The organism is Pseudomonas sp. MF6396 (assembly GCF_002018915.1).
Classification (GTDB): domain Bacteria; phylum Pseudomonadota; class Gammaproteobacteria; order Pseudomonadales; family Pseudomonadaceae; genus Aquipseudomonas; species Aquipseudomonas palmensis.
In genome coordinates, this window is record NZ_MVOK01000014.1 from 67012 (window position 1) to 79897 (window position 12886).

General features: G+C 65.1%; 12 protein-coding genes. 11 read left to right on the forward strand and 1 reads right to left on the reverse strand.

Translation table 11 applies throughout. The annotated features are described in order from the left end of the window. The first annotated feature begins 5 nt into the window (after window positions 1-5). The 8 genes from bioF to MF6396_RS15870 all read left to right on the forward strand — a co-directional run bounded on the left by bioF (window position 6) and on the right by MF6396_RS15870 (window position 9274). Complete coding sequence (bioF, locus tag MF6396_RS15835; RefSeq protein ID WP_078480859.1) at window positions 6-1178, forward strand: 8-amino-7-oxononanoate synthase; 1173 nt, start codon at window positions 6-8, stop codon at window positions 1176-1178. Then, complete coding sequence (locus MF6396_RS15840; RefSeq protein ID WP_078480860.1) at window positions 1171-1902, forward strand: alpha/beta fold hydrolase; 732 nt, start codon at window positions 1171-1173, stop codon at window positions 1900-1902. The genes bioF and MF6396_RS15840 overlap by 8 nt, the downstream gene beginning before the upstream one ends. Further along, window positions 1895-2719: a malonyl-ACP O-methyltransferase BioC gene (gene bioC / locus MF6396_RS15845; protein ID WP_078480862.1), complete on the forward strand. Its 825-nt coding sequence runs from the start codon at window positions 1895-1897 to the stop codon at window positions 2717-2719. The genes MF6396_RS15840 and bioC overlap by 8 nt, the downstream gene beginning before the upstream one ends. A gap of 1 nt (window position 2720) precedes the next feature. Continuing rightward, window positions 2721-3401 (forward strand): dethiobiotin synthase, encoded by a 681-nt coding sequence (gene bioD / locus MF6396_RS15850; RefSeq protein ID WP_078480863.1) that lies wholly within the window; start codon window positions 2721-2723, stop codon window positions 3399-3401. A gap of 119 nt (window positions 3402-3520) precedes the next feature. Beyond that, entirely contained in the window at window positions 3521-3817 is a 297-nt protein-coding gene (locus MF6396_RS15855; RefSeq protein ID WP_043863683.1) for a hypothetical protein, read from the forward strand. 268 nt (window positions 3818-4085) lie between these two features. Next, window positions 4086-5891 carry a phenylacyl-CoA dehydrogenase gene (locus MF6396_RS15860; protein ID WP_043863684.1) on the forward strand — a complete coding sequence of 602 codons (1806 nt, stop codon included), beginning with the start codon at window positions 4086-4088 and terminating at the stop codon, window positions 5889-5891. A gap of 198 nt (window positions 5892-6089) precedes the next feature. Further along, a complete protein-coding gene (locus tag MF6396_RS15865; protein ID WP_043863685.1) occupies window positions 6090-7373 on the forward strand; it encodes a GGDEF domain-containing protein in 1284 nt (427 codons plus the stop codon). A 122-nt stretch (window positions 7374-7495) separates the two neighbouring features. After that, window positions 7496-9274, forward strand: a complete 1779-nt coding sequence (locus MF6396_RS15870) for an acyl-CoA dehydrogenase C-terminal domain-containing protein (RefSeq protein ID WP_054915975.1) — start codon at window positions 7496-7498, stop codon at window positions 9272-9274. A gap of 229 nt (window positions 9275-9503) precedes the next feature. Here the strand turns inward: MF6396_RS15870 and MF6396_RS15875 are convergent, their stop codons facing one another. Then, complete coding sequence (locus MF6396_RS15875) at window positions 9504-10424, reverse strand: LysR family transcriptional regulator (protein ID WP_043863687.1); 921 nt, start codon at window positions 10422-10424, stop codon at window positions 9504-9506. A 102-nt stretch (window positions 10425-10526) separates the two neighbouring features. On the opposite strand from MF6396_RS15875, the gene MF6396_RS15880 reads away from it, so the two are divergent. From MF6396_RS15880 to MF6396_RS15890, 3 genes are all read left to right on the forward strand, one after another. Further along, window positions 10527-11225 (forward strand): MOSC domain-containing protein, encoded by a 699-nt coding sequence (locus MF6396_RS15880; protein WP_043863688.1) that lies wholly within the window; start codon window positions 10527-10529, stop codon window positions 11223-11225. Then, entirely contained in the window at window positions 11222-12493 is a 1272-nt protein-coding gene (locus MF6396_RS15885) for an aspartate aminotransferase family protein (RefSeq protein ID WP_078480864.1), read from the forward strand. The genes MF6396_RS15880 and MF6396_RS15885 overlap by 4 nt, the downstream gene beginning before the upstream one ends. Window positions 12494-12656: 163 nt before the next feature. Continuing rightward, complete coding sequence (locus tag MF6396_RS15890) at window positions 12657-12815, forward strand: YqaE/Pmp3 family membrane protein (RefSeq protein ID WP_011063854.1); 159 nt, start codon at window positions 12657-12659, stop codon at window positions 12813-12815. Window positions 12816-12886 lie beyond the last annotated feature (71 nt).

Below are 12886 nucleotides of genomic sequence, written 5' to 3' on the forward strand. Positions count from 1 at the left end.
TCGCCATGAGCTTTGATCTGAGTGCGCGCCTGGGACAACGGCGCGCTGCGGCGCTGTATCGCCAGCGCCCCCTGCTGCAGAGCCCGCAGGGGCCGCAGGTGATGGTGGACGGCACGCCGTTGCTGGCGTTTTGCAGCAACGACTACCTGGGCCTGGCCAACCACCCCGAGGTGATCGACGCCTGGCGTGCCGGCGCTGAGCGCTGGGGCGTGGGCGGCGGGGCGTCGCACCTGGTGATCGGCCACAGCTCGCCGCACCATGAACTGGAACTGGCCCTGGCCGAGTTTACCGGTCGCCCGCGCGCGCTGCTGTTCACCACCGGCTACCTGGCCAACCTGGGTGCGTTGACCGCGCTGGTGGGGCAGGGCGACAGCGTGCTGCAGGATCGCCTCAACCATGCTTCGCTGCTGGATGGCGGGTTGCTCAGTGGTGCGCGCTTCAGCCGCTACCTGCACAACGATGCCGACAGCCTCGGCAAGCGCCTGGACAAGGCCACCGGCAATGCGCTGGTGGTCACCGATGGCGTGTTCAGCATGGACGGCGACATCGCCGACCTGCCGGCACTGGCTGCCCAGGCGCAGGCCAGGGGCGCCTGGCTGATGGTCGACGATGCCCATGGCTTCGGCACCCTGGGCCGCCACGGCGGTGGCGTGGTGGAGCATTTCGGCCTGGACATGGGGCAGGTACCGGTGCTGGTCGGCACCCTGGGCAAGGCCTTCGGTACCGCCGGTGCGTTCGTCGCCGGCAGTGAGGAACTGATCGAGTGCCTGATCCAGTTCGCCCGCCCGTACATCTATACCACCAGCCAGCCACCGGCCCTGGCCTGCGCCACGCTCAGGAGCCTGCAACTGCTGCGTGACGAGCACTGGCGCCGCGAGCACCTGGCGGCGCTGATCCGCCAGTTCCGTCAGGGCGCCGAGCAGATCGGCCTGCACCTGATGGACAGTTTCACGCCGATCCAGCCGATTCTGATCGGCGATGCCGCAAGGGCCATGCGGCTGTCGGCGATGTTGCGCGAACGCGGGCTGATGGTCGCGGCGATCCGTCCACCGACGGTGCCGGCCGGCAGTGCCCGGCTGCGCGTGACCCTGACCGCCGCCCACAGCGCCGCGCAGGTACAGCTATTGTTGAATGCATTGGCCGAGTGTCATTCGCTGCTGGAGCCTGCTGATGCGTGATCGACTGATTCTGTTGCCGGGCTGGGGCCTGGGTACCGCTGCACTGGAGCCGCTGGCCGCGAGCTTGCGCGCCCTGGATGCCAAGCTGCACGTGGAGCTGATGCCTCTGCCGGAGCTGGATGGCAGTGACGTGCCTGTATGGCTGGATCACCTGGACCGCACGTTGCCTACCGACACCTGGCTGGGAGGCTGGTCGCTGGGCGGCATGCTCGCCGCCGCGCTGGCGGCGCGACGCGGCGATCACTGCTGCGGGCTGGTGACGCTGGGCAGCAACGCCAGCTTCGTGGCCCGTGCGGACTGGCCCCATGGCATGCCGACCGACACCTTCAATACCTTTCTCGACGGTTGCCGTAGCCATACGCAAGTGACGCTCAAGCGCTTCAAGTCGCTGTGCAGCCAGGGCGCCCAGGCGCCGCGCAGCCTGGCGCGGTTGCTGGAGGTGGGGGTGCCGGCAACCGACCCGCTGTACCTGGCCACGGGCCTGGAGGTATTGCGGCAACTCGATACCCGGGCTGCGCTGAGCAACTTCGGCGGCCCGCAGTTGCACCTGTTCGCAGGCAGCGACGCGCTGGTGCCGGTCGAGGCGGCCAAGGCGCTGTTCGAGTTGCTGCAGGACGTCGAGGTGGGCATTGTCGAGGACAGCGCCCACGCCTTCCTGCTGGAGCACGCCCAGGCGTTGGCGACCTTTATCAAGACCTTCCTGCACGAGAGTGGCGATGACTGATCTTTCCCTGCCCAGGCTGCCCGGCGCCTTGCCCGACAAGCGCCAGGTGGCGGCCTCGTTTTCCCGTGCTGCGGCCAGCTACGACAGTGTCGCCGCGTTGCAGCGGGCGGTGGGCGCTCATCTGCTGGCGCAGCTGCCCGCCGATTTGCAACCGCGTTGCTGGATCGATCTGGGCAGTGGCACCGGGCATTTCAGCCGGCACTTGCAGCAACGTTATCCACAAGGGCTGGGTGTGGCGGTGGATATCGCCGAAGGCATGCTGCTGCATGCCCGTGAGCTGGGGGGCGCGCATTACCATGTGGCGGGCGATGCCGAGCGTCTGCCGTTGCGTGATGGCAGCGCCGGGCTGATCTTCTCCAGCCTGGCGGTGCAGTGGTGCGCCGACTTGGCTGCGGTACTGCGTGAAGCGCAGCGGGTTCTGCAGCCTGGGGGCGTGCTGGCGTTCGCCAGCCTGTGCGTGGGCACGCTGTTCGAGCTGCGTGAAAGCTGGCAGGCGGTGGACGGGCTGGTGCACGTCAATCGCTTCCGCCCTCTGGCGGACTACCAGCGTCTGTGTGCCGACAGCGGGCTGCAGGTGCTCGGGCTGGAGGCCCGGCCCCATGTACTGCATTACCCCGATGTGCGCAGCCTGACCCACGAGCTCAAGGCGCTGGGCGCACACAACCTCAACCCCGGTCGCCCCGCCGGCCTGACCGGCAGGGCACGCATGCAGGGCCTGCTGCAGGCCTACGAGCGCTTTCGCCAGCCGCAGGGACTGCCCGCCACCTATCAGGTAGTCTATGCGGTACTGCACAAGCCGCAGCACCAGGGGGATTGAGATGCATGCTGCCTATTTCATCGCCGGCACCGATACCGATGTGGGCAAGACCACCATTGCCGCCGGCCTGCTGCATGCGGCACGTCTGGCCGGCCTGAGTACCCTTGGGGCCAAGCCGGTAGCGTCGGGCTGCGAGGTGACCCCCAAGGGCCTGCGCAACGCCGATGCACTGGCCCTGATCGCGCAAAGCAGCCTCACGCTGCCCTATGCGCAGCTCAACCCTTTTGCCTTCGAGCCCGCCATCGCCCCGCACCTGGCGGCCCGCGAGGCGGGTGTTGCGCTGAGCGTGCAGGCGTTGCTGGCGCCGATGCGCACGTTGCTGGCGCACAACGCCGATTTCACCCTGATCGAAGGGGCGGGTGGCTGGCGGGTGCCGTTGTCCGATCAGGCCAATCTGTCGGACCTGGCGATTGCGCTCAAGCTGCCGGTGATCCTGGTGGTAGGCGTGCGCCTGGGTTGCATCAACCATGCGCTGCTCAGTGCCGAGGCGATTGCCCGCGATGGCCTGCAACTGGCCGGCTGGGTGGCGAACATCATCGAGCCGCGCACCTCGCGCCTGGAGGAGAACCTGGCTTCGCTTGCCGAACGCCTGCCAGCCCCCTGCCTGGGCCGGGTGCCAAAACTCAAGGTGGCCAGCGCCGAGGCGGTGGCCGCATACCTGCAGCTGGATTTGCTCGACTAGGCTGAGTCTATTGAAGGGCACTGTGCCATTAGTGTTTTTGACGGGCCTTTTGCCGGGTTGTCTGCTTCAATAGGGGCCATTGATGTCATCTGTGCCTTCCGTCACCTGGGGAGTTTGAAATGGAAATCTCGGGCAGTTCCGCATTCTATGCCGGCCTGGGCGCCATTCAGAGCGGCCAGAACCGCGTCGATCAGGCCGCCAGCCAGATCGCCAACACCACTGTCGAACGTGCTGCCACCAGCCAGTCCAGCGACTACCAGGCCGAACGCCTGCGCTCGGTCGACCGCAGCCAGCAGATGGACCTGGCCACCAGCACCGTCGAACTTGCCCTGGGCAAGCATCAGGTCGAGCTGGGTGTCAAAGTGGCCAAGGCCTCCGACGAAATGCTCGGCACGCTGATCGATACCTACGCCTGAGCCAGCCGGCGCTCGCATCTTCCCGGTTTTACCCCTACATCCTGACTCGACGCCCTGGCCCAAGGCCGGGCGCCTTGTCGTGCCTGCGTTCTGTCGAGCAGGGCCGGAGCGTAGCCTGCCATGGCAGAAATGCCCTCATGGGGGTGCTTGACAAGGTTTCGGCGTAAACGTATGTTTCAAACAACTGTTTGACCGAAAGCCGCCTAGAGCTGGTCGGTGTATGTCGCGGTCTCCCTATTCAAGGATCCATCAGCAGAGGTTCATCGCTATGCCTGATTACAAAGCCCCCTTGCGTGATATTCGTTTCGTTCGCGATGAACTGCTGGGCTACGAAGCGCACTATCAGAGCCTGCCGGCTTGCCAGGACGCCACCCCCGACATGGTCGATGCGATCCTCGAGGAAGGCGCCAAGTTTTGTGAACAGGTACTGGCCCCGCTGAACCGTGTGGGCGACCTGGAAGGCTGCACCTGGAGCGAGTCGGGCGTTAAGACCCCCACCGGCTTCAAGGAAGCCTACAAGCAGTTCGTCGAAGGCGGCTGGCCGAGCCTGGCCCATGACGTCGATCACGGCGGCCAGGGTCTGCCCGAGTCGCTGGGCCTGGCGGTCAGCGAAATGGTCGGCGAGTCGAACTGGTCGTGGGGCATGTACCCAGGCCTGTCGCACGGCGCGATGAACACCATCTCCGAGCACGGCACCGCCGAGCAGCAGAACACCTACCTGACCAAGCTGGTATCCGGCGAATGGACCGGCACCATGTGCCTGACCGAACCGCACTGCGGTACCGACCTGGGCATGCTGCGCACCAAGGCCGAACCTCAGGCCGACGGTTCCTACAAGGTCACCGGCACCAAGATCTTCATCTCGGCCGGTGAACACGACATGGCCGACAACATCGTGCACATCGTGCTGGCGCGCCTGCCCGATGCACCTGCCGGCACCAAAGGCATCTCGCTGTTCATCGTGCCCAAGTTCCTGCCGACCGCCGAAGGCGGTGTGGGCGAGCGCAACGCCGTTTCCTGTGGCTCCATCGAACACAAGATGGGCATCCACGGCAACGCCACCTGCGTGATGAACTTCGACGCCGCCACCGGCTACCTGATCGGCCCGGCCAACAAGGGCCTGAACTGCATGTTCACCTTCATGAACACCGCTCGCCTGGGTACCGCGCTGCAAGGCCTGGCCCACGCCGAAGTGGCGTTCCAGGGTGGCCTGAAGTATGCCCGCGACCGCCTGCAGATGCGTTCGCTGACCGGCCCCAAGGCGCCGGACAAGGCGGCTGACCCGATCATCGTCCACCCGGACGTGCGTCGCATGCTGCTGACCATGAAAGCCTTCGCCGAAGGCAACCGCGCGATGGTGTACTTCACCGCCAAGCAGGTCGACATCGTCAAGTACAGCCAGGACGAAGAAGAGAAGAAGAAGGCCGACGCACTGCTGGCCTTCATGACCCCGATCGCCAAGGCGTTCATGACCGAAGTCGGCTTCGAGTCGGCCAACCACGGCGTGCAGATCTACGGCGGCCACGGCTTCATCGCCGAGTGGGGCATGGAGCAGAACGTTCGCGACAGCCGCATCTCGATGCTGTACGAAGGCACCACCGGCATCCAGGCGCTGGACCTGCTGGGCCGCAAGGTGCTGATGACCCAGGGCGAGGCGCTCAAGGGCTTCACCAAGATCGTGCACAAGTTCGTCCAGAACAACGAAGGCAACGAGGCCATCAGCGAGTTCGTCGCGCCATTGGCCAAGTTGAACAAGGAGTGGGGCGAACTGACCATGAAGGTCGGCATGGCCGCGATGAAGGACCGCGAAGAAGTCGGTGCCGCCTCGGTGGACTACCTGATGTACTCCGGTTACGCCTGCCTGGCCTACTTCTGGGCCGACATGGCGCGCCTGGCCGCCGAGAAACTGGCTGCCGGCACCAGCGAAGAGGCGTTCTACACCGCCAAGCTGCAGACCGCGCGCTTCTACTTCCAGCGCATCCTGCCGCGGACCCGCACGCATGTGGAAACCATGCTGTCGGGCGCGAGCAACCTGATGGACATGAACGAAGAGCACTTCGGCCTCTCGTACTGAGTCATCGCCTGAAGCAAGAAAGCCCGCCCTTACCGGCGGGTTTTTTTATGCGCTAGTCAGAACCTGAAACGAATACGTGCTAAGCCCTGCTCCTACCCTGCCGTTACAAGTGCTGCCGGCATATTCATCTATTCATGTGCGCTGCCGACACATTAAAGGCACAATGCCATTACTTGATCTGCCGGGTCGGAGATTCCCTTGTTTCGTTTATCCGCTGTACGACTGAGCCATTTTCTGCCGTCACTGTTCCTGCTGGTGTCGGGGCTCGCCGCTGCTTATGTCAGAGACCTCAACGTCTTCTTCACCTCGCTGTTCAACGTGCTGCCAACCCTGGTGCTGCTGCTGGGCGGGGCCTACTGCACGGTCTACCGCCGTCAGCGTGAACTGTTCCTGATGGTCACGGTGTATATCGCCTACTTCCTGCTCGACACCCAGACCGACTACTACCGCGACAATGGCGTGGTACGCCAGGACGCCGCCGTGGTGTTCCACCTGGTGTGCCTGTTGCTGCCCATCCTGTTTGCGCTGTACGGCGCCTGGCAGGAGCGCACGCACCTGTTCCAGGACATGGTGGCGCGCTTTGCCGTGCTGCTGGCGGTCGGCAGCACGGCGCTGGGGCTGGAGCAGAGCTACCCGCAGGCGCTGCTCAACTGGCTCGCGGAAATCCGCTGGCCGGCGCTGCACGGTCAGTGGATGAGCCTGATCCAGCTGGCCTACCCGGTGTTTCTGCTCGCCTTCATCCTGCTGGTGGTGCAGTACCTGCGCGAACCGCGCCCGCTGCATGCGGCGCAGGTGATCGGTCTGATGGGGATCTTCTGGATGCTGCCGCAGACCTTCATCCTGCCCTTCACCCTGAACATCATGTGCAGCCAGGTGATGCTGATGATCGCCGCCGCGGTCTCCCACGAGGCCTACCAGATGGCATTTCGCGACGAGCTCACCGGCCTGCCGGGGCGCCGCGCGCTCAACGAGCGCATGCAGCGTCTGGGGCGCAACTATGTGCTGGCGATGACCGACGTCGACCACTTCAAGAAATTCAACGATACCCACGGGCACGACGTGGGCGACCAGGTGCTGCGCCTGGTGGCCAGCAAACTGTCCAAGGTCACCGGCGGGGGCCGCGCCTACCGCTATGGCGGCGAGGAGTTCGCCCTGGTGTTCGCGGCCAAGACCATCGAGGAATGCCTGCCGCACCTGGAGGCGGTGCGCGAGGTGATCGCCAACTACAATATCCAGCTGCGCAACCAGGACAGCCGCCCCCAGGACGACCAGCAGGGGCGACAACGCCGTGGGGCGGCCGGGGCCAGCAGCGTGTCGGTGACCATCAGCATCGGTGCCGCCGAGCGCCTGCCCGAGCACCGCAGCCCCGATGAGGTGCTCAAGTCGGCCGACCAGGCGCTGTACAGTGCCAAGGGAGCGGGGCGTAACTGCACCATGACCTACGGCCACCAGAGCAAGCGTGGAGCGGTGCGCACGGCGTGACCAGAAGTGACTATATGGTCGCCAGATGACCCTATGTGTCACAAAAGTTGTTAGGTTACACTGGCTCGCAACTGTGTAGCGGCCCTGCGGGGCCGTCCCGACTCAAGGTGTGAGAGGTTGCCATGGCTGACTATAAAGCGCCCCTGCGCGATATGCGCTTCGTCCTCAACGAAGTCTTCGAAGTATCCCGGCTGTGGGCACAACTGCCCGGGCTGGCCGAGGCGGTCGACGAAGAAACCGCACTGGCGGTGCTCGAGGAAGCCGGCAAGGTCACCAGCCAGCGAATCGCTCCGCTGAGCCGCAGCGCCGACGAAGAGGGCTGCCATTGGGACAACGGCGCCGTGCGCACCCCGGCCGGCTTTATCGATGCCTACCGCACCTACGCCGATGGTGGCTGGGTGGGCGTGGGCGGCGACCCTGCCTATGGCGGCATGGGCATGCCCAAGGTGATCTCTGCCCAGGTCGAAGAAATGGTCAACTCCTCGAGCCTGGCCTTCGGCCTGTACCCGATGCTGACCGCCGGTGCCTGCCTGTCGATCAACGCCCATGCTAGCGAAGAGCTCAAGACGCGGTACCTGCCCAACATGTACGCCGGGGTCTGGGCCGGCTCCATGTGCCTGACCGAGCCCCACGCCGGCACCGACCTTGGCATCATCCGTACCCGCGCCGAGCCGCAGGCCGACGGCAGCTACAAGGTCACCGGCACCAAGATCTTCATCACCGGCGGCGAACACGACCTGACCGAGAACATCATCCACCTGGTGCTGGCCAAGCTGCCTGACGCCCCGGCCGGGCCCAAGGGCATCTCGCTGTTCCTGGTGCCCAAGTTCCTGGTCAACCCCGATGGCAGCCTGGGCGAGCGCAACCCGGCCACCTGTGGCTCCATCGAGCACAAGATGGGCATCCAGGCCTCGGCCACCTGCGTGATGAACTTCGACAGCGCCGTGGGCTACCTGGTCGGCGAGCCGAACAAGGGCCTGGCAGCGATGTTCACCATGATGAACTACGAGCGTCTGGGGGTCGGCATCCAGGGCCTGGCATCGGCCGAGCGTTCCTACCAGAACGCCATCGAATACGCCCGCGACCGCCTGCAGAGCCGTGCACCTACCGGGCCCCAGGCCAAGGACAAGACTGCCGACCCGATCATCGTGCACCCCGACGTGCGGCGCATGCTGCTGACCATGAAGGCACTGAACGAAGGCGGCCGGGCTTTCTCCACCTATGTTGCGATGCAGCTCGATACCGCCAAGTTCAGCGAAGACCGCGAGGCCCGCAAGCGCGCCGAAGACCTGGTGGCGCTGCTGACGCCGGTGTCCAAGGCGTTTCTCACCGACCTGGGCCTGGAAGTGACCGTGCATGGCCAGCAGGTGTTCGGCGGCCATGGCTACATTCGCGAGTGGGGCCAGGAGCAACTGGTGCGCGACGTGCGCATCACCCAGATCTACGAAGGCACCAACGGCATCCAGGCCCTGGACCTGATGGGCCGCAAGGTGGTGGGCAGCGGCGGGGCGTTCTACAAGCTGTTCGCCGACGAGATCCGCCATTTCATCGCCACCGCCGACACGGCGCTGGGCGAGTTCGTCAAACCGCTGGAGACGGCGCTGGACAGCCTCGACGACCTGACCGCCTGGGTGCTCGACCGCGCCAAGGCGAACCCCAACGAAATCGGCGCGGCGTCGGTGGAGTACCTGCACGCCTTTGGCTACACCGCCTATGCCTACATGTGGGCACTGATGGCCCGCACGGCCCTGGCCAAACAGGGTGAGGACGACTTCTACGCCAGCAAACTGGGCACCGCGCGCTTCTACTTCGCCCGCCTGCTGCCGCGTATTCACTCGCTCAGCGCTTCGGTGAAGGCGGGCAGCGAGTCGTTGTACCTGCTCGACGCGGAACAGTTTTGATCTGACGGCGTCATGTAAGCATTTGCTTACATGACGTGGTGACGTTTGGCCTCTTCCGTAAGATTGGATCCACAGCTAATCTTCACCTCATGGACGTCGCGCAGGATGCGCACAGTACATAACAGGGACACGGAAGGATTTCCTGCCAGGACGGCGGGACGAAAAGGATGTCAGGGAAACAGTCTGCAAAACCCCGCTTCGGCGGGGTTTTCTTTTGCCCGGGTTTTTTCTAGCCGAGCACATCCAGAGGTGAACCGCCGATCTGGCGAGGGTCGATCTCTTCCTCCAGCAGATTGCGCAGCAGCTCCACCGACGCCTGCTGGCGCTGCGCATCGCGAAACACCAGGCCTACCTTCAGTGGCACCCGCGGCTCGCTCAGCGGCTTCCAGAGCAGCTCTGGATCGTCCGTGGCGTCGCGCGCACGCCCCGGCAACACGGTTGCCAGCGAGGTATGCGCCAGGCTGTCGAGAATCCCGCCCATGTTGTTCATCTCGGCCTGCACCTGCGGGCGGCGCCCGAGGTTGGCCAGTTGCGCCTGCCAGATCTGGCGTACCTGGAACTCTTCGCCCAGCATCAGCATGGGCAGTTCGGCGGCCTGCTTGAGCGAGACCTTCTTGAATTCGCGCAGCGGGTGCGTGTGCGGGATCACCAGTTGCAGCTCGTCTTCGTACAGCAGCAGGCCGTGAAGGCCCGGCTGGCGCGGCGGCAGGTAGCTGATGCCGATGTCCAGGGTGCCGTTGAGCAGGCGCCGTTCGATCTCCAGCCCCGACAGTTCGTAGATCTGCACCACCAGGTGTGGTTGCGCCTTGCGCAGGCGGTCGAGCAGTTGCGGCACCAGGCTCGGCCGTACCGTCTGCAGCACGCCGATGGCCAGGGTACGCAAGGCCTGCCCGCGGAAGTTGCGCAACGCCTCGCGGGCGCGTTGCAGGCCGTCGAGCAGGGGCAGGGCGTGGTTGTACAGTGTGTGTGCGGCCAGGGTTGGCAACAGGCGCTTGTTGCCCCGTTCGAACAGGCTCACATCGAGGCTGTGTTCGAGCTGGCGGATCTGCTGCGACAGCGCTGGCTGCGACAGTGAAAGGCGTTCGGCGGCCCGGCCCACATGGCCTTCTTCGTACACCGCGACGAAATAACGCAGTTGGCGAAAATCCATAAGCAATACTTATCAAAAAAGCTCGAAAAACGAAATGGCCGAAGGCCCGCGAGAAGCCTAGTCTATCCCGTATTCACAAGGTTTACAGGGCCAGAAGGCGCGATGAATACCGTTTATGTGGATGGCGTTTACATAGGCAAGGCAAAAAATGTCGGTTATGGGTTACTCACCGATATCGATAAGGAACAGGTTGCAAGAAGGCTGTGGTTATGGCCACAGGGGCTGGGCAGCGACGAACACGGCGACCCGCGCTTCCATACCGGCCCCGAGCGGGCCTTGCACCACTATCCGGCCGAGCACTACGCCTGGTGGCGGCGACGTTATCCACAGATCGACTGGTGCGCGCCGGGTTTTGGCGAAAACCTCTCGACCCGCGGCCTTACCGAAGAGCACGTCTGCCTGGGCGACATGTTCCGCTGGGGCGGGGCGCTGCTGCAGGTCAGCCAGCCGCGCTCGCCGTGCTACCGCCTGAGCCATCGCTGGGGCTTGCCGAACCTGCCGCAACAGGCGCAGGACGCGCTGCGCTGCGGCTGGTTCTACCGGGTGCTCAAGCCTGGCTTCGTCAGCGCCGACGAGCCGTTCGAACTGATACAACGCAGCTATCCGGGCCTGACCGTGGCCTGGGCACTGCATACTTTTTACCGTGAACCTCTGGAGCATGCGGGTTTGAAAAAGCTGGTGGATTGTCCGGCCCTCTCGTCACGCTGGCGCGACATCGCGATCAAGCGCCTGCGCAGCGGCCAGGTCGAGGACTGGACCGCGCGCCTGCTTGGCCTGCCGCTGGAAGGGCTGCGCGCATGAACCTGTTCAATCTGCGTCGCCAGGCGGCGCGCGCTGCCGAGCAGGCACCGGCGCCGGTGGCACTGGCCCAGGCCGAGCAGGTGTCGCGGGAATGCCTGATGCCGGCCACCGAGCGTGCGCCACAGGTGTTCGTGCGCGGCCAGGGTTCATGGCTGTGGGACAACGAAGGCCGCGCCTATCTGGATTTCACCCAGGGTTGCGCGGTGAACAGCCTCGGGCACAGCCCCAAGGCGCTGGTGCAGGCACTGAGCAGCCAGGCCCAGGCATTGATCAACCCCGGCGCCGGCTTTCATAACCGTGGCCTGTTGAGCCTGGTCAACCGCCTGTGCCAGAGCACCGGCAGCGATCAGGCCTACCTGCTCAACAGTGGTGCCGAAGCCTGCGAAGGTGCGATCAAGCTGGCGCGCAAGTGGGGCCAGCTGCATCGCAATGGCGCCTACCACATCATCACTGCGCGCCAGAGCTGCCACGGGCGCAGCCTGGGGGCGCTGTCGGCCTCCGACCCGTCGGCGTGCAACCGCTGCGAGCCCGGCCTGCCGGGTTTCAGCAAGGTGCCATTCAACGATCTGGCCGCGCTGCATGCAGCAGTGGACTCGCGTACCGTGGCGATCATGCTCGAGCCGATCCAGGGCGAGGCCGGGGTGATCCCGGCCACCCAGCAGTACCTCAAGGGTGTCGAGCGCCTGTGCCGCGAACTGGGCATCCTGCTGATCCTGGATGAGGTGCAGACCGGCGTGGGCCGTTGCGGCGCGCTGCTGGCCGAGCAGACCTACGGCGTGCGCGCCGACATCATCACCCTGGGCAAGGGCCTGGGCGGCGGTGTGCCGCTGGCCGCCCTGCTGGCGCGGGGTACGGCCTGCTGCGCCGAGGCCGGCGAGCTGGAAGGCAGTCACCATGGCAATGCACTGATGAGTGCGGCGGGCCTGGCGATTCTCGATGCCGTGCTGGAGCCGGGCTTCATGGAGCAGGTGCAGGCGTCGGGGCGGCACCTGCGTGATGGCCTGAGCCACCTGGCGGGGCGTTATGGCCAGGGCGAGGTGCGCGGCCAGGGCTTGCTGTGGGGCCTGGAGCTGAGCGACGACTCGGCCGAGGCCCTGGTCAAGGCGGCGCTGCAGGAAGGGCTGCTGCTCAATGCGGCGCAGGCCAATGTGCTGCGCTTTTCGCCGGCGTTGACCGTCAGCCGCGGCAACATCGACGAAATGCTGCTGCGCCTGGCGCGTGCCTTTGCCCGTGTGCACACGGCGCAACTCAACCAGCGGCGTGCCTGACCCGGTAGCGCCGTACCGAATTCAACGAACCGTCTCGCGTTCCTGCGCATCGCCCCGGGCCTGATCCTTTTGGCCTGGGGCGTTTTTTTATGGGGGATGGCTATTTGAACCAGTGGGGGGTGCTTGCAGTCTGTAGTTAGGACTTTAGACAAGGAGCTGCCCGATGGACCTGATCCGAATTATCTTCGCCATTCTGTTGCCGCCGCTGGGCGTGTTCCTGCAGGTGGGTTTTGGTGGCGCCTTCTGGCTGAACATCCTGCTCACCTTGTGCGGTTACATTCCGGGGATCGTGCACGCGGTGTACATCATCGCCAAGCGCTAGACCGCGTCGCGGCCATCGCCTGTAGGAGCCGGCGTTGCCGGCGAATGGGCCTGTACGGTTCAGACCGCGCT